Raw genomic sequence first — 16913 nt, 5'->3', positions numbered from 1 at the left:
GTGCCCGCCGGACGCGCGTGCCGGGCCCGTCCGCCGCACGAACGGCCGCAGCGGCACCGGGTGCCGGACCCCGGCCGGAGCGCGCCTCGATCGGATGTCGAGCGCGGATGGTGACCGTGGGGGCCGTTCCCACGCATTGGAGGCGGACACCATGCAGGCTGATTCGCGGCCACCGTTCCGCGTCATGCTGCGGATGGAGATCCATCCCGGCAAGGAGCAGGAGTTCGAGGAGACCTGGCGCCAGGTGGCCACCGGTATCGCGCGCGAGCCCGCCAACCGGGGCCAGAAGCTGCTGCGTTCGGTCGAGGACAAGAGCGTCTACCACGTCCTCACCGACTGGACGGACGAGCCCTCCTTCCGCGCGTTCGAGCTGAGCGAGGCGCACGTGGAGAACCGGCGCAGGCTCCAGCCGTTCCGCAGGGGCGGGGAGATGGCCGTCACCGAGACCGTCCACGAACTGCCGCCGGCATCCGCCGCGCCCCAGCACCCGGCGCCCGCCTCCGACAGCGGGTCCGCTCCGGGAGGAGCCGCCGCGACCGCGCCCTCGACTGCTGCGCCCGCCGCCGCCCCGCACGGCGAACCGCCCGCCTTCATCGGGCTGGGCAACATGGGCGGCGGCATGGCCCGCCGCCTGCTGGACGCGGGATACCCCCTGACCGTCCACAACCGCACAGCGGCCAAGGCCGCGCCGCTGGCCGAGGCGGGTGCCACCCTCGCCGCGAGTCCCGCGGAGGCCGCGGCGGGCCGCTCCGTCGTACTGCTCAGCCTGGCCGACGAGGCGGCCGTCGAGGACGTGCTGTTCGGGCAGGTGGCCCCGGTGCTGGCACCCGGCGCCGTCGTCGTGGACACCTCGACGGTCTCCCCCGCCTACGCGCGCGAGTGCGCCCGGCGGCTGTCCGGACTCGGACTGCGCCGGGTGGAGGCGTGCGTCGTCGGCAACCCCTTCCAGGCCCGCGAGGGCAAGCTGCGGGTGTACACCAGCGGCGACGAGAGCGACATCGCCAAGGTCGGCGACCTCCTGGAGACCCTCGGCAGCCAGGTCGTCCACCTCGGAGCGCCCGGCACCGCCGCCACCCTCAAGCTGATCTTCAATCTGCTGCTCGGCGCGCAAGTGGCCTCCCTCACCGAGGCGGTGGCCTACGGCGTCGCCGCCGGGCTGGACCGCGACCAACTGCTGGCCTCCGTCGCGGAGAGCGGCTTCAGTTCGGTGGTGCTGCGCTTCCGCGCCGACCTGATGCGCAAGGGCACCTACGAACCCGCCTTCTTCCGTTCGACGCTGATGGAGAAGGACCTGCGCCTGGCCCTGGGCGACGCGGCGGAGGCCGGGGCGCCGCTGCCCGTCCTGGACGCGGTGCGCGAACGCTTCGCCGCCGTCAACGCGGCGGGCGACGGCGACAAGGACGCCTCCGTCCTGCTGGAGCACAGCCTCCGCGGCGGCCCGCAGGGCGCGCCGTGACCGCACCCGCAGTGGTCCTCCACCGGTTCCGCGACCGCGCACGACCCCGTGCGGCGGCCGCGGCCCCGGCGTGATCCCTACCGCCCGGTGAAGCAGCGGCCCGGCGGATCCGCGAGCGAGGAGTGCTCCCGGCCGGCCCGCCGTGACCGGTTCGCTGCGCCCAACGTCCGCTGCTCCCGGGGAGAGAAGGGCCGGAGGAGCGCCTACTCGGGATCGGGGCGGCGTACCGTTCTGAGCACCAGGTCAGAACGAGGAGTCGGATGCCTGAGAGCAGCGGTGCGCACATCGGTGACAGGCTCCGGGAGGCGAGAAAGCGCCGCGGTCCGACACAGCGCGCGCTCGCCGGTGCTTCCGGAGTGCCGGTGTCTCCCATCCGCAAGCTGGAGCAACAGGAATTGCGGGACACCCGCATGGAAACAGCCCGGGCACGGGCAGTCGCCCCGCGTCTGCCGACAAGCGCGCTCCTGAACCATCGCGACGCCACGGAGGACGCCGACCCAGGAGAGCCGTGGGCCCAGGTGCGGGCCGCGCTCACCGCACCGACTGCCCGCCCGCCCCGCCGCTCGGGCCTGCTGACGGGAAGGGCGCGTCGTGACCGGCGGCCAGGACGTACCGCTCGACGCGCCCTTCGTCCTGCTGGAGGCCGTGGCGAGCGGACTGGGGCGAGGAGCCTCTCCGCGGCTCTCAGGAGGCGAGGCGGGCGGGGAAGCCGCCCGTCGCGATCGGGCCCCAGCGCTGCGGCGTCACCCGGATCAGCGACTTGCCCTGCTTGACCATGGCCGACCGGTACTCGTCCCAGTCCGGATGCTCGCCCGAGACGGCGCGGAAGTACTCGACCAGCGGTTCCACCGCCTCCGGCACGTCCAGCACCTCGGCCGCACCGTCGATCTGCACCCACGGCCCGTTCCACTCGTCGGACAGCACCAGCACGCTCACCTCGGCCTCCCGGCGCGCGTTGTGCGTCTTGGCGCGCTCCGGGTAGGTCGCGACCACGATCCGGCCCGCGGAGTCGACCCCGCAGGTCAGCGGCGACGCCTGCGGAGTGCCGTCCGCGCGGCGGGTGAGCAGGATGGCCCGGTGCCGGGGCCGTACGAACTCCAGCAGTTCGTCGAGTCCGACCCGGGTGTTGGTAGCGATCGAGGGAGCCATACCTTCGAACCTACGCCATCGCAACGCCCGCGGGAGCCCTCGGCGCCCCGTGGAATCCGGCGGGGAGGACCGCGCTAGGTGTCGCAGGACCACACCGCGCCGCACAGCCGGCACCGGGCGCGCACCCGGCCGCGCACCGGAACCCGCAGCCGCACCCGGCAGGTGGGGCAGGGGAAGGACACGCGCGGCCCCGCACCGTCGCCCGGCTCGAAGGCGTACCCCGCGGAGCCGCCTCGTGCCGCACCGTGCCGCCGGTCCCGCACGTAGTGGCGCCGCTCTCCCCAGGGCGCCGCGGCCAGCGGCGGCATCTCCTCGTCCCGGTCCGCGACGCGGCGGCCCCGTACATACGCCTCGTACGCCTGCGGGCTGGTGAACTTGACCGCCGGGTCCTCCCCGCAGAGCCGGGCGCGTTTGGCCAGGACGTAGCCGAACTCCTCGGGTGTGAGGTAGCCGAGCTTCTGGGAGGTGAGGGCGTCCTGCCGGAACGCGTCCAGCAGCAGCCAGCCCGAGCCCAGATAGGCGGCGGCGGTGTCGGTGAGGATCTCGTTGGCCCGGGTGCCCTCGAAGGCCAGCCCCAGGCGGTGCAGCCACACATGCGTCACCTCGTGCGCGAGGGCGGCCCCGATGTCGCGGCGGTGCTGCTTGAACCGGGCGTTCAGCTCGACGAAATACTCCGGCCCGGCCTCCAGTTCGACGTTCGCCGCGTGCGTCATCCCCTCCCGGAAGCTGACGATCACCCGGGCCTCCGGCAACCGCAGGTGCGCCACCATCACCCCCGCGATGCGCTGCGTGCCCAGGTACAGATCGTCGGAGTCGGCGAAGGCCACGTCGCCGGGCGCGACATCGGCGCCGAAGCCGCGGACGCCGTCCGCCGACAGCCTCCGGTAGAGCGCGGTGATGGCCTCGCGCACCGTCTCCAGATGCGGAAATCCCCGTTCCACGGGGTCGCTCGCCGGTCCGTCCATCCCACACCCCCAGCACACCCCCAGCACCCGGTCTTCCGCCACCATAGCGCCGCACCGGGTCCCGGCCGGGGCAGCGACGGGCGCGGCGAGCGGGCCACACAGCCGGGTTTGCGACCCGAGGCGTCGGTAATACGAGATGCCAAGTGCTTGGGAGGACAGGCACATCCGCGGGAGGTGGTCGCACAGACCACCACGGGTGTGCCACCCGAGCTGCTTCCCGCGGTCGCCGGACAGCCACACCACGACTCGGAGGAGCGAGTACCCATGTGCGCAGCACCCCACCGCCACGTCCACGACCGTGTTCCGTACGCGCACCCGCAGCCCGGGACGGGCGCGCTGCGCGACCAGCCGGCCGAGCTGCGCGAGCGGGTGCGCGCCGCGGTCCGGGAACTGACCGGCGCTCCGGGCACCGCCGCCACCGTGGACCGGATCGCCCGGTACACCGGGCTGACCGGGGAAGAAGTGCGGGCCGGGCTGCAGGCGCTGCAGGGGCTGCAGGGCCGCTGTGCCGTCGGCCGGCACCGGACAGCCGGGTACCGCACCGGTTCGCGGCCCCATGCGACCGGACGGGTGTCCGCCGTCTGAGAGACTCCCGCTGCGGGGCGTCCACGGCCCGGCTCCCGCACGCCCCGCGGACCGCGCCGGGGCGGGACGCGGCCGGCCGGAGGTCCGCAGTGCGCGTGGGGGTTCTCGACGTCGGCTCCAACACCGTGCGGCTGGAGATCGCCGACGCCGGAGGCGCGGTCCCGCTCCCCGTGCACACCGTCAAGTACCGGCTGCGGCTGGCCGACGACGTGGACAGCACCGGCCGGCTGCCCGAACCCGCCGTGCGGCGGCTCGCCGAGGCAGCCGCCGCCGCCCGGCAGGAGGCCGACGACTGGGGCGTGGCCCGGCTGACCGCCTTCGCCACGGCCATCGTGCGGGAGGCCCCCGACCGGGCCCGCATCCTCGCGGCCGTACGCGAACGCTCCGGGCTGGAACTGCGGCTGATGTCCGGTCGCCGGGAGGCGGAGCTGACCTTCCTCGCCGCGCGGCGCTGGATGGGATGGCGGGCCGGGCCCATGGTGCTCCTCGACATCGGCGGCGGCTCGGCCGAAGTGGCCTTCGGCCGCGCCGGGGTGCCCGATCTGGCCTTCTCGTTCCCCCTGGGCGCCGGCCGGCTCACCCGCGAATACCTCGGCACCGCCGACCCCCCGCCGCCCGAACAGCTCCGGGCGGTACGGCGGCTGGTGCGGCACCAACTGCGGGACGTCGCCGCGCGCATCCGCTGGGAGCGGCCGCACACCGCCGTGGCCACCTCGCGCACCCTGCACCAGTTGGCCCGGCTGTGCGGGGCGCCGCCGGGCCGCGAAGGCCCCTTCACACCCCGCTACCTGCACCGCGGCCGGCTCCGCAGCGAACTGCGCAGGCTGGCGCGGCTGCCGGCGGCCGAACGCGCCGCACTGCCCGGCATCTCACCGTCCCGTGCGGGACAGGCCCTGGCCGGAGCCGTCGTCGCGCACACCACCATGGCGCTGCTGGAGGTGCCGACACTGGAGCTGTGCCCCTGGGCGCTGCGCGAGGGCGTCCTGATCCACCAGCTCGAACACGACGCACTCCGCAGCGACCCGCCCGGCGCCGCCGACCACCCGACTCCGCCGGACCGGTCCGCCGCGGCGGGAAGTCCAACACCCCCGCACGCTGGTCCATAGGCAGCCGCCCCGCCGCGCACCGAGGCTGGGACGCCGAACCGGGGGACGGCGGCCGAGCGGAGGCGGGACCATGGCGAACGGCGAGGTGCACACGGGCCGGACCGGGCAGGTGACCCGGGTCACCTGCGCCGACGCACCGGCCGCCCGCGAACTGCGGCGCACGCCCCTGCCGGCCGCCACCGAACCCGCCAGCCACAGCTACCGGTTCACCGCCCCCGACGAGGGCGGAGCATGGGTGGGACTGCGCAAGGTGGGCGACGACGGCAAGGCCGAGTACGTCCTGGACACCTTCACCGTCACCGAGGTGACCGGCTGACGGCACCGCGGTGACCCGCCGACCGTCACCTCCGTGACCGCCGCGCCGCCCCGGAGGGGACCGGCGGACGTCCCGGCCGTCACCGCGCGGCCCCCGGCCGCCACCGCGCCGCCACCCTGGAGGCGACCGCGAGCGGCACCGGTGACCGGCGCGGGGCGCTCACCGTACGCTGCTCCCCTGGACGAGTGAGGGGAGCGCGTGCGGTGGCCGAGCACCGGTACCAGTCCTGGATGCGGTACTTCACGCCGGGCCCCGTCCACCACCGTCTCGGCCTGGTCTGCCTGGGTGTCGGGATGCAGCACGGCGCGCTGCCCCCGGTCGGCCCGCGCACCCTCGACCACCACGTCGCCGTCGTCATCAGCGGCGGCCGCGGCTGGTACACCGACCCCGGCGACCCGCAGGGCCCCCGGCACGAGGTGGTCGCTCCGGCACTGCTGTGGCTCACCCCCGGAGCACGCCGAGGCACGCCCGCTCCCGTCCGTGGTGCCGACCGGCCGGGCCGCAACGGTGCCGGGCACTGCGTCCCGGTACGGCGTCGTCCCGGTACGGCGTCTGTCCCGGTACCGCTCCGCCCCGGTACCGCGGCCCGGATCCGCCGCCGCGGACGGACGCCGCAGACGGTTGCCGCGGACGGATAGGGTCGGGCGATGACCAGCAGCAGCAATCCCGGGCCCGACGAGGCCGTGCGCGCGGAACTGACCGCGCTCCGCGACAGCATCGACAACATCGATGCCGCAGTGGTGCACATGCTCGCCGAGCGGTTCAAGTGCACCCAGCGGGTCGGCCGGCTCAAGGCCGACCACCGGCTGCCTCCGGCCGACCCGGCCCGTGAGGCACGGCAGATCGCCCGCCTGCGGGAACTCGCCCAGGACGCGAAGCTGGATCCGGCCTTCGCCGAGAAGCTGCTCAACTTCATCATCGCCGAGGTGATCCGCCACCACGAGCAGCTCGCGGGCGGAACGGGGCAGCGGGCCGACTGACGGAGCAGCGGGCCGGCCGCCGCGGGGGCCACGGCCCGGCGGATGTGCCGCGCCGGGCGCCCGCGGGGGAACCGGCCCCCGCGCGCGGGGCAGGCCGGAGCGGCGGGCGCAGGCTCAGGCGTCCTCCTCGCCCAGCCGGTGCACCCGCACCAGGTTGGTCGAGCCGGGCACGCCGGGCGGCGAGCCCGCGGTGATGACCACCAGGTCGCCCCGTTCGCAGTGGCCCAGCTTCAGCAGCATCTCGTCGACCTGGTCCACCATCTCGTCGGTGCTCGACACCATCGGACCGAGGAACGCCTCCACGCCCCAGGTGAGGTTGAGCTGCGCGCGGGTGGCCGGGTCGGGGGTGAAGGCCAGCACGGGGATGGGGGAGCGGTAGCGCGACAGCCGCCGCACCGTGTCCCCCGACTGTGTGAAGGCCACCAGATACTTGGCGCCCAGGAAGTCGCCCATCTCGGCGGCGGCCCGGGCCACGGCGCCGCCCTGCGTCCGGGGCTTGCCGCGCTCGGTCAGCGGCGGCAGCCCCTTGGCGAGGACGTCCTCCTCGGCCGCCTCGACGATCCGGCCCATCGTGCGCACCGTCTCGATCGGATACTTGCCCACGCTCGTCTCGCCCGACAGCATCACCGCGTCGGTACCGTCCAGCACCGCGTTCGCGACGTCCGATGCCTCGGCCCGGGTGGGGCGGGACGCGTCGATCATCGAGTCCAGCATCTGGGTCGCCACGATCACCGGCTTGGCGTTCCTGCGGCACAGCTTGACGGCCCGCTTCTGCACCAGCGGCACCTGCTCCAGCGGCATCTCCACACCCAGGTCGCCGCGGGCGACCATGATCCCGTCGAAGGCGTCGACGATGGCCTCCAGGTTCGCCACCGCCTGCGGCTTCTCCAGCTTGGCGAGGACGGGCAGCCGGCGGCCCTCCTCCGCCATGACGCGGTGCACCTCCTTGATGTCGTGCCCGCTGCGGACGAAGGAGAGCGCGATCAGGTCCGCACCCGTGCGCAGCGCCCAGCGCAGGTCCTCGATGTCCTTCTCGGAGAGCGCTGGCACCGAGACGGCGACCCCCGGCAGGTTGAGGCCCTTGTGGTCGGAGACCATGCCGCCCTCGACGACCGTCGTGTGCACCACGGGACCCTCGACCCGGGCCACCTCCAGGGTGACCCGGCCGTCGTCCACCAGGATGCGTTCGCCCGCCGTGACATCGGCGGCCAGGCCCGGATAGGTGGTGCCGCACATCGCGCGGTCACCCGCCATGTCCTCGACCGTGATGGCGAACTCGTCGCCCCGTTCAAGGAATACAGGGCCTTCCTGAAAGCGGCCCAGCCGAATCTTCGGGCCTTGAAGGTCCGCCAGCACCCCCACGTTCCGCTTCGTCTCCTCCGAGGCGGCGCGCACCCGGTGGTAGCGCTCCTCGTGCTCGGCGTGCGTGCCGTGGCTCATGTTGAACCTGGCGACGTCCATTCCCGCCTCCACGAGCGTCTTGATCTGCTCGTACGAGTCGGTGGACGGGCCCAGGGTGCTGACGATCTTTGCTCGGCGCATAGCCCGAGCCTAAGACTTACCGGCGCGTAAAGAACCGCCGCCGGAGAATTGTCCAACCGCCCTTTACCGAATAGCCATTGAATCCCGAGGACAACTTATAAACTGGGCGCGCATTCGCTCTGATGAGCGTCCGCCGAGCCCTTCCGTCCCACCCGTCGAGACGGAACACCCCGGCGGACCTCGCGCGCTCCTCGCACCTCAGCCCAATCGCGGCGGACTCATCACGAAGCGCGCATTCACCTGCGCCGACACCGTCTGGAGCTGCGGCTCCAGGTCCAGCTCGGGCGGCGGACCCGCGGGCGCCCCGGCGAACCCCCGCATTCCGCCCGGCGCCGCCGGAAGCCGCGGCGGACCACTGCCCTCCGCGCCCAGATCGGCCAGCTCCACCAGCGCCACCAGGTGCCCGCCCAGCGCCTCCGCGTACTCCCGCGCCCGGGTCACCGCCTCCCGCACCGCCTGCTGCCGCGCCGAACGGTGCGCGGGCGAGTTTCGCCACAGCCCCCACCACGGCCCCTCGACCTGCGTCAGCTCCAGGTCGGCGAGCCGCGTCGTCAACTCGCCCAGCACCGTGAAGTCCGTGACGGTGGCCTGCAGCCGCACCCGCCCGTGGTACGCGTGCACCCGCTCCCGCCGACTGCCGTCCACCATCTCGGGCTGCACGCTGAACGCTCCCGTCGACAGCTTCTCCACCGCGTCGCCGTAGCTCTTGACCAGCTCCAGCGCGTGCGCGTTCCGCCGGGTCAGATCCTCCAGCGCCCCGCGCCGGTCCCGGCCCCGCGCGGAGACCACGACGCCGATCCGCGCGTACTCCGGGTCGAACTCCAGGCTCGCCTCCCCGCGCACCGCCACCCGCGGCGCCTCGGGAGTGCCGAAGGGCGCCGCCCCCGAGTCCCCCGGCACCGGACCGAAACCGCCACCCGCCGCCGGGCCCTCGCCCGGGGCACCGGAGTCCGCACCGTGCGGCGGCGGGGGCGGCGGAGGAGGAAGCGGCGGAGTTCCGGGTATCTGCGTCATACGGACACTGTGGCAGACCTCCCCGCATCAGCAGCGCCGCCGTCCGCCGCTGCCGCGGACCCCTCCCGCAGCCCGAACGTGGTGAAGGCCGTACGGCGCGGCAGCGGATAACTCTCCCGGCCGGTCACCGCGTTCAGGATCACCGCACTGCGGTGCGCCGCCAGCCCCAGATCCGGCGCCCCCACCCCGTGCGTGTGCCGCTCCGCGTTCTGCACGAACACCGAACCTCCCACCGCGGGGTCCAGCGCCAGCCGGTACTCCGCGTCCACCAGCGGCCGCCCCGAACCGTCCCGGCGTACACAGCCGTCCAACGCCGCCAGCAGCCCCTCCGCCGGACGCTCCGTGTAGCCGGTCGCCAGCACCGCCGCGTCCGTCGTCAGGACACCCCGCTCCTCCTGCTCGGCATGCTCCAGATGCAGCTCCAGCCGCGACCCGCCGCCTCGCCCCGCCGTCCGCACCCGCACCCCGGGCGTCAGCACCACATCGGGCCATCCGACGGTCCCGCCGTCCCCGGCCCGGACACCGGCGCCCCGGTCCAGCTCCAGCGTCCTGCGGTACAGCTCGTCGTGCACGGCCGCCAGCGTCCCGGCGTCCACCGCCTTGTGCAACTGCCCCTGCCGGGGCAGCAGCCCGTCCCGCACCGGCTCGGCCAACCCGTGGAAGTAGCGGGTGTAGTCCGGGGTGAAATGCTCCAGCCCCAGCTTGCTGTACTCCATCGGCGCGAACGCCGGGCTGCGCGTCAGCCAGTGCAGCCGCTCCCGGCCCGCCGGGCGGCCGCGCAGCAGGTCCAGGAAGACCTCCGCACCCGACTGGCCCGATCCGATCACCGTCACATGCCCGGCCGCCAGCAGCTCGGCCCGCCGGTCCAGATACTCCGCGGAGTGATACACCGGCACCGCCGGGTCCTGGGCCGACGGCCGCAGCGCCCGCGGCACGTGCGGCGCCGTACCGATCCCCAGCACCACGTTGCGCGCGTATGCTCTGCCCGGCGCCGACACCTCGCCCAGCGCGTCCAGCCGGATGAAGTCGATCTCGAACAGGTCCCGTTCGGCGCTCCAGCGCACCGCGTCCACCCGGTGCCCGAAATGCAGCCCCGGCACCCGCTCGCTCACCCAGCGGCAGTACGCGTCGTATTCGGCCCGCTCGATGTGGAAGCGCTCCGCGAAGTAGAACGGGAACAGCCGCTCCCGCTCCCGCAGGAACCGCAGGAAAGACCACGGGCTCGCCGGATCCGCCAGCGTCACCAGATCCGCCAGGAACGGCACCTGCAGCGTCGCCCCCTCGATCAGCAGCCCCGGGTGCCAGCGGAACTCCGGCCGCTGCTCGAAGAAGGCGCACCGCAGCCCGGCCACCCCGTCGCCCAGCGCGGCCAGCGAGAGGTTGAACGGACCGATCCCGACCCCCGCGAGATCCAGCGGCTCCACCGCCTCCCGGTCCCGGTTCCGGTTCCGGTCCCCGTCCCTGGTTCCGCTGCTGTTCCGGCCGTCGTTCCGGTCGCTGTTCCTGCCGTCGTCCCTGCCGTCGTCCCTGCCGTTGTTCCGGTCCTCGTTCCGGTCGTCGGGCCTCCGCGCCCGTGCCACGCGCCTCACGCCTCCACTCCCTCGTCCGCCGCGTCGGAGGAGTCCCCGCCCACCGGTCCCGCGGACTGCGCACCCGCCGCCTCCGCCACCAGCTTCAGCAGCGCCGCCAGATCGCTGCCCCGCACCGCCGGATTGAGCACCGTCACCTTCCACCACAACCGCCCCTCCACAGCCGCCCGGCCCAGCACCACCTGCCCGTGCTCCAGCAACTGCCGCCGCACCCGCGCCACCAGCGCGTCGTCCCCACCGACCGGACGGAACACCACCGTGGAGACCGTCGGGTGCGCATACAGCTCGAACCGCTCGTCCCGCGCCACCCGGTCCGCCAGCTCCCGCGCCGCCGCGCAGGTGCGCTCCACCAGCCGGGCCATCCCCGCCCGCCCCAGCGCCCGCAGCGTCACCGCCACCTTCAGCACGTCCGGACGCCGCGTGGTCCGCAGCGACCGCCCCAGCAGATCCGGCAGACCCGCCTCTGTGTCGTCGTCGGCGTTCAGATAGTCGGCCCGGTGGTCCAGTACCCGCAGCGCCGCCCGCTCCGGCACCGCCAAGAACCCCGCCGCCACCGGCTGCCAGCCCAACTTGTGCAGATCGAACGTCACACTGTCCGCCTGCTCCAGCCCCACCAGCCGCTGCCGCAGCGCCGCACTGAACAGCAGCGGACCCCCGTACGCCGCGTCCACATGCAGCCAGGCACCCCGCCGCCGCACCACCTCGGCCACCCGAGGCAGCGGATCGACCGCACCGGTGTCCGTCGTCCCCGCCGTGGCCACCACCAGCGCCCGCGCCCCCGCATCCGCCCGCGCCAGGTCGCCCAGCGCCGCCTCCAGAGCAGCCGGATCCAGCACCCCGCGCGGCGCCGGCACCACCAGCGGCGGCTCCAGCCCCAGCAGCCACGCCGAACGGTGCACACTGTGATGCGCGTTCGCACCGCACACCACCCGGGCCCGGCCTCCCGCGGCGGCCTGCCGCTCCCGCGCCAGCAGCAGCCCGAGCTGGTTCGCCTCCGTACCGCCGGTCGTCACCAAGGCGTCCGGCCCCTCATCCGGTCCCGCCTCCGGGCACCCGGCATCCGGACCCGCGCCCGGACCCGCGCCCGGGAAGACCAGCCGCGCCAGCGCCCCGCACACCAGCGCCTCCACCTCCGAAGCGGCGGGCGCCTGGTCCCACGAGTCCAGCGACGGATTCAGCGCACTGGCCGCCAGATCCGCGGCCGCCGCCACCGCCAGCGGCGGGCAGTGCAGATGCGCCGCGCACAGCGGCTCCGCCGGATCGGCAGCGTCCCGCGCCACCGCACCGACCAGTACCTCCAGCGCCTCCCGCGCACCCACGCCCTGCTCCGGCAGCACCGCACCGACCGCAGCCCGCAGCCGTGCCCCGACCGCCTCGGGACCCCCCTCCGGCAGCGGCCCGCCCCGCTCCACCGCACCGCGCGACAGCGCACCCAGCACCGCGCCGAGCAGCGGGCGCAGTGCCGCCGGACCGGCCGCACCGCCCGCCAGCGCACCGTCCCGCACCCCGGACCCCGACTCCGGGCCCCGCCCCGGCTCCGGACCCGGACGGCCCTCCGGACCCGGACGGCCCCCCGGAACGTCCCGGCCCCCCGGGACGGGAAAGGCATCCTGCAGGCCATCGACGGCGAACGCGGACACGGCGGCTCCTTCGAACACGGCGGACCGACACGACGGCGGCCACGGGTGGTTAGGGCGACCTAACTTAGGTGCCGTGCGCCCCGCTGCCCGACGATCCCCGCGCTACTTCGCCCGAACGAAGTAGATCGCCCCGGACGGCCCGGCAGATCTGATAAGAGACCCGCGCCCACCCTGCCGCCCGGAAGGTCCGACCTCACGCCACCGCCGCCCGCACCCCCAGCGCCCGCCGCAGATCGTCCAACTGGTCCTCCAGCCGGCGCCGCAGCGCAGGCACCAGCTCACCCGAGGTCAGACACTCCTCGCCACGCGCCAGCGTCTCCTCGTCCACGAACGCCACCGGGAACGCGTACCGGCCCGCGGCCTCCGCCATCGCCGCACCCCGCCGCGCCGCGAGCGGCACCACCTCCGCGAAGTACCGCTCCACATAACCCCGCAGCAACTCCCCCTGCTCGGGCTGCCAGAATCCCTGCGCCGTCGCCGTGAACAGATAATTCGACAACGCGTCCGCCGGACCGAACATCGCCTCCCAGGCCGCCTCCTTCGCCGCCGCACTCGGCAGCGCCGCCCGGCACCGGGCCGCGGCCTCCGCACCCCGCGCACTCGGATCCGCCGCACGCGCCTCCTCGATCTCGTCCGCCCCCACCGCGCCCAGCACCGCCAACCGCAGCAGCAGCCGCCACCGCAGCTCCGCGTCCAGCACCGGCCCACCACCCGGCACCTCACCCGCGCTCCGCCACGCCAGCAACTCGGCCGGATCGGTCGCACAGTCGATGAAATACCGGGCAGCCGTCAGCCGCACCCCCGAACCCCCGGCAACCGCACCACCCCCGGTACCCACCCCGGCACCGCCACCGACCCCCAACAGCTCACCGCACACCTCACCCAGCAGCCCCAGCGCCTCCACCCGCTCCGCACCCACCAGGAACCGCTCCGCCGCCTGCCCCCGCGCGAACGCCAGCACCCCCTGCACCACCGCGTTGTCCCCCTCGCACGGCAGATGCGCCCGCACCGTCCGCACATACTCCAGCGGCTCCAACTCCCCCTCCCGCACCATGTCCCGCGCCGCGTTCCACACCACCGCGCGCGACAACTGCCCCGGCACCCCCGACAGCGCCGCCCGCACCGTGCCCCACGAGACCGGATCCAGCCGCACCTTCGCGTACGTCCAGTCCAGATCGTTGACCAGCACCAGATCCGGCCGCGGCCCCTCCAACGTCACCGTCAGCCGCCCCCCGCCGCCCGGCACGTCCCGCTCCAGCCGCTCCCGCAGCACCAGCCGCGACGCGTCCGCCGGAGCCCGGTCGTACAGCCCCACCGCCAACCGGTGCGGACGCTCCCCGAGGTGCTCCACATCCACGTACCACTGCCGGGCCTCCGACTCACCCACCCGCGGCACCAGCGTGTCCACACCCGTCGTCCGCAGCCAGCTCTCCGCCCAGCCCCGCACATCCCGGTCCGACGCACGCGCCAGCGAGTCCAGGAACTCCGCGAGCGTCGCATTCCCGAACCGGTGCCGCGCGAAATGCTCGTTGATCCCCGCCAGGAAACTCTTCTCACCCAGCCACACCACGAGCTGCCGCAGCGCCGAGGCACCCTTCGCGTACGAGATGCCGTCGAAATTGCCCCGCGCCGCCGCCGTGTCCGGCACCGCGTCCGGATCCGGCGCCACCGGATGCGTCGAGGGCCGCTCGTCCGCGTCGTACCCCCAGCTCTTGCGCGCCACCGCGAAGTCCGTCCAGGTGTCCGTGAAGTGCGTCGCCTCGCTCAGCACCTGATAGCCCATGTACTCCGCGAACGACTCGTTCAGCCAGATGTCGTCCCACCAGCGCAGCGTCACCAGATCGCCGAACCACATGTGCGCCATCTCGTGGGCCACGACCATCGCACGCGTCTGCCGCTCGGTGTCCGTGACCGCCGACCGGAAGACGAACTCGTCCCGGAACGTCACCAGCCCCGGATTCTCCATCGCCCCCGCGTTGAACTCCGGCACGAACGCCTGGTCGTAGGAGTCGAACGGATACGGCTCGTCGAAGATCTCGTGGTAGCGGTCGAAGCAGCGCCGCGTCACCTCCAGCAGCTCCGCCGCGTCCGCCTCCAGACACGGCCCCAGCGACCTGCGCACATGCAGCCCGAACGGCAGCCCGGCGTGCTCGGTGCGCACCGAGTGGAACGGCCCCGCCGCCACCGCCATCAGATAGGTGCTCAGCGGCGGCGTCGGCGCACACTCCCACCGGCCGCCGTCCCCGTCCACCCGGGCCGCCACCCCGTTGCCCAGCACCGTCCACTCCTGCGGCGCCGTCACCGACACCGCGAACTCGGCCTTCAGATCGGGCTGGTCGAAGCAGGCGAACACCAGCGGCGCGTCCGCCATACAGCACTGCGTGTACACATACACGCACCCGTCCTCCGGATCGGTGAACCGGTGCATGCCCTCACCCATCCGCGAGTACGGCATCACCGCCGCTACCCGCAGCTCGTGCTCCCCGGCCGCCAGCCCCCGCAGCGGCAGCCGCCCCTCCCGCAGCTCGCCCGGATCGAGCGCCGCACCGTCCAGCTCGGCCCGCAGCAGCTCCCGCGGCCGCACCTCGACGAAGGTGTCGGCGCCCTCCTCCAGCGCGGTGAACCGCACCACCGTCGTGGACCCGAACACCTCCTCCCCCCGCGTCAGGTCAAGATCCACGGCATACTGCCGCACCCGTACGACCCGAGCCCGCTCCTGCGCTTCCGCACGCGTCAACACGACCATGCGCGCCATAGTGCCCCACCCGGGTGTGCCGGGCACCGGGTCCTCAGTATTTCGGGCCGACATGCGCGTCCATCAGCGCCACGGAGGCGCGCCGCGCGACGGAGACGTTGTATGGGATCGCGTCCCGACGGAGGAGCTTCCACTCGACCCCCACACGGTCGAGGGCGCGGCCGTAGATCCGCAGAATGTCTTCGGAGCGATTGGCGAACAGGTACCTCGGATATTCGTACCGCTTCCGCTCCCCACCCACAGTGCGCGTGGTCCAATTCGTGATGCGGCAGCCGTCGGAATGCACCAGCCCCCGGATCAGCTCCCAGGGGTGAGTGTCCACGATGTCCCGCTGCCAGGACACCAGCTCGATGCGCCGGTCGTGTTTCTTTCCCGGGCCGTGCTGGGGGAACAGGCACCAGAGGTGCTGGGAGTACACCTTCACGTTGCGGCACCCGGTCCTTCTGGTCCCGGAGACCGCGTTGTGCGGGAACACTCTCCGCATGGCCTCCTCGCATTCGGCGATGAGGCCCGGCCAGGCGTCTGCACAAGCGATCATCAGGCTGGGTACCCGGTGCCCGGAGCTCTGGATGATGTGGCCGTCGCCGAGGTAGAGCCCGAGCAGGTAGGAGTACGCGCGTCTGTCGAAGGAGCGGCTCTCGCAGCGCGGGCATTCCCGTCTGCGCCCGTCCCCGGTGGAGGGGCGATCACCCCCGGAACGGCGGAGCCGTTCTCGATGCAGCCAGTAGCCGACCGTGCCGTACGGGACCTGCAGGCATCGGGCCACTTCTCGGTTGGTGGCCCCTCGCCGGTGCAGATCGAGCGCCTGTTCCCGTTTCGCATTGCTGTGCGGCCTCATGTGGGCAGCATCACGCACTCCGGGGGGAGCCGGGAGAAATCGGTCGCCCGTCACTCATAGGAGTGACGGGCGCACTGCTCTGGTGCCGGGTGCGGGACTCGAACCCGCACGTCCTTTCGGACAGATGTGTTTGAGACATCAGCGTCTGCCTGTTCCGCCAACCCGGCCAGGAACCACGGAGAAAGTGTACCGGGTAACCCGTCTCCCTGGTCACTAGGTAGGCTCGGCCCTCCCACCCGTGCGGAAACGAGGAGCCAAGTGAGCGCGGCGGACTTCCCCGAGCCCGAGAGTGCCCAGAGTGCAGAGCCTGTCGAGGAACCGACCTCGGCGGGCGGGAGTGAGCATGTGCCTCCGGCGACGCGGCGGGTCGTGATCGCGGAGGACGAGGCCCTGATCCGGATGGATCTCAAGGAGATGCTGGAGGAGGAGGGCTACACCGTCGTCGGTGAGGCCGGCGACGGCGGGCGGGCCGTGGAGCTGGCCCGCGAGCACCGGCCGGATCTGTGCATCTTCGATGTGAAGATGCCGGTGCTCGACGGCATCTCCGCCGCGGAGAAGGTCGCGGAGGAGGGCATCGCGCCGGTGCTGATGCTCACCGCGTTCTCGCAGCGCGAGCTGGTGGAGCGCGCCCGGGACGCCGGGGCCATGGCCTACCTGGTCAAGCCGTTCAGCAAGACCGACGTGGTGCCGGCCATCGAGATGGCGGTCTCCCGGTTCACCGAGTTGAAGGCGCTGGAGAAGGAGGTCGCGGACCTCTCCCAGCGGCTGGAGACGCGGAAGCTGGTGGACCGGGCCAAGAGCGTGCTGCAGACCCAGTACGGGCTCACGGAGCCGGCGGCCTTCCGCTGGATCCAGAAGACGTCGATGGACCGGCGGCTGTCGATGCAGCAGGTGGCCGAGGCGGTCATCGCCGACGCGGAGGAGCGCCGCAAGCAGCAGTGAGCAGCGTGAGGGGGGCGGGTCCGGAACGGACCCGCC

At 73.5% G+C, this 16913-nt stretch carries 14 protein-coding genes, 1 tRNA gene and 1 pseudogene; 7 read left to right on the top strand and 9 right to left on the bottom strand.

Annotation, left to right across the window (positions count from 1 at the left end; translation table 11 throughout):
• Positions 1-151 precede the first annotated feature (151 nt).
• The gene (locus BMX65_RS00875) at positions 152-1456 is read left to right on the top strand and encodes an NAD(P)-binding domain-containing protein (protein WP_074998718.1); all 1305 of its coding nucleotides are present in this window, start codon (positions 152-154) and stop codon (positions 1454-1456) included.
• A gap of 684 nt (positions 1457-2140) precedes the next feature.
• Here BMX65_RS00875 and BMX65_RS00865 read toward each other — a convergent pair.
• Complete coding sequence (locus tag BMX65_RS00865; RefSeq protein ID WP_074998158.1) at positions 2141-2605, bottom strand: PPOX class F420-dependent oxidoreductase; 465 nt, start codon at positions 2603-2605, stop codon at positions 2141-2143.
• 74 nt (positions 2606-2679) lie between these two features.
• On the bottom strand, positions 2680-3570 hold the full coding sequence (locus BMX65_RS00860) for a hypothetical protein (protein ID WP_074998157.1): 891 nt from the start codon (positions 3568-3570) through the stop codon (positions 2680-2682).
• Between the two features lie 264 nt (positions 3571-3834).
• Between BMX65_RS00860 and BMX65_RS00855 the strand changes: the two genes are divergently transcribed.
• The 5 genes and pseudogenes from BMX65_RS00855 to BMX65_RS00835 all read left to right on the top strand — a co-directional run bounded on the left by BMX65_RS00855 (position 3835) and on the right by BMX65_RS00835 (position 6557).
• The gene (locus BMX65_RS00855) at positions 3835-4155 is read left to right on the top strand and encodes a hypothetical protein (RefSeq protein WP_074998156.1); all 321 of its coding nucleotides are present in this window, start codon (positions 3835-3837) and stop codon (positions 4153-4155) included.
• Between the two features lie 89 nt (positions 4156-4244).
• The gene (locus tag BMX65_RS00850; RefSeq protein ID WP_074998155.1) at positions 4245-5261 is read left to right on the top strand and encodes a Ppx/GppA family phosphatase; all 1017 of its coding nucleotides are present in this window, start codon (positions 4245-4247) and stop codon (positions 5259-5261) included.
• A gap of 70 nt (positions 5262-5331) precedes the next feature.
• Entirely contained in the window at positions 5332-5577 is a 246-nt protein-coding gene (locus BMX65_RS00845) for a hypothetical protein (protein WP_074998154.1), read from the top strand.
• 230 nt (positions 5578-5807) lie between these two features.
• A pseudogene (locus BMX65_RS00840) lies at positions 5808-6032 on the top strand (AraC family transcriptional regulator); the annotation flags it as partial.
• A gap of 192 nt (positions 6033-6224) precedes the next feature.
• Entirely contained in the window at positions 6225-6557 is a 333-nt protein-coding gene (locus tag BMX65_RS00835; RefSeq protein ID WP_074998153.1) for a chorismate mutase, read from the top strand.
• A gap of 114 nt (positions 6558-6671) precedes the next feature.
• Here BMX65_RS00835 and pyk read toward each other — a convergent pair whose 3' ends face one another.
• The 7 genes from pyk to BMX65_RS00800 all read right to left on the bottom strand — a co-directional run bounded on the left by pyk (position 6672) and on the right by BMX65_RS00800 (position 16102).
• On the bottom strand, positions 6672-8099 hold the full coding sequence (gene pyk, locus BMX65_RS00830; protein WP_074998152.1) for a pyruvate kinase: 1428 nt from the start codon (positions 8097-8099) through the stop codon (positions 6672-6674).
• A gap of 198 nt (positions 8100-8297) precedes the next feature.
• Positions 8298-9113: an SIMPL domain-containing protein gene (locus BMX65_RS00825; protein WP_239501771.1), complete on the bottom strand. Its 816-nt coding sequence runs from the start codon at positions 9111-9113 to the stop codon at positions 8298-8300.
• Entirely contained in the window at positions 9110-10537 is a 1428-nt protein-coding gene (locus tag BMX65_RS00820) for a lysine N(6)-hydroxylase/L-ornithine N(5)-oxygenase family protein (protein WP_074998716.1), read from the bottom strand. The genes BMX65_RS00825 and BMX65_RS00820 overlap by 4 nt, the downstream gene beginning before the upstream one ends.
• 161 nt (positions 10538-10698) lie before the next feature.
• Positions 10699-12207, bottom strand: coding sequence for a pyridoxal phosphate-dependent decarboxylase family protein (locus BMX65_RS00815; RefSeq protein ID WP_079171676.1), 1509 nt, complete (start codon positions 12205-12207; stop codon positions 10699-10701).
• A gap of 328 nt (positions 12208-12535) precedes the next feature.
• A complete protein-coding gene (gene pepN / locus BMX65_RS00810; protein WP_074998715.1) occupies positions 12536-15088 on the bottom strand; it encodes an aminopeptidase N in 2553 nt (850 codons plus the stop codon).
• A gap of 43 nt (positions 15089-15131) precedes the next feature.
• Positions 15132-15935, bottom strand: coding sequence for a helix-turn-helix domain-containing protein (locus BMX65_RS00805; RefSeq protein WP_074998150.1), 804 nt, complete (start codon positions 15933-15935; stop codon positions 15132-15134).
• Positions 15936-16015: 80 nt separating this feature from the next.
• Positions 16016-16102 (bottom strand) — tRNA-Leu (locus tag BMX65_RS00800).
• A 91-nt stretch (positions 16103-16193) separates the two neighbouring features.
• Here BMX65_RS00800 and BMX65_RS00795 point away from each other — a divergent pair.
• Positions 16194-16877 (top strand): ANTAR domain-containing response regulator, encoded by a 684-nt coding sequence (locus BMX65_RS00795; RefSeq protein WP_074998149.1) that lies wholly within the window; start codon positions 16194-16196, stop codon positions 16875-16877.
• The last annotated feature ends 36 nt before the right edge of the window (positions 16878-16913 follow it).

Origin of the sequence: Streptomyces qinglanensis, from assembly GCF_900111245.1 — a bacterium.
Classification (GTDB): Bacteria; Actinomycetota; Actinomycetes; order Streptomycetales; family Streptomycetaceae; genus Streptomyces; species Streptomyces qinglanensis.
The sequence above is the reverse complement of the archived record's forward strand: the minus strand, read 5'-3'. Positions and strand labels throughout refer to the sequence as shown.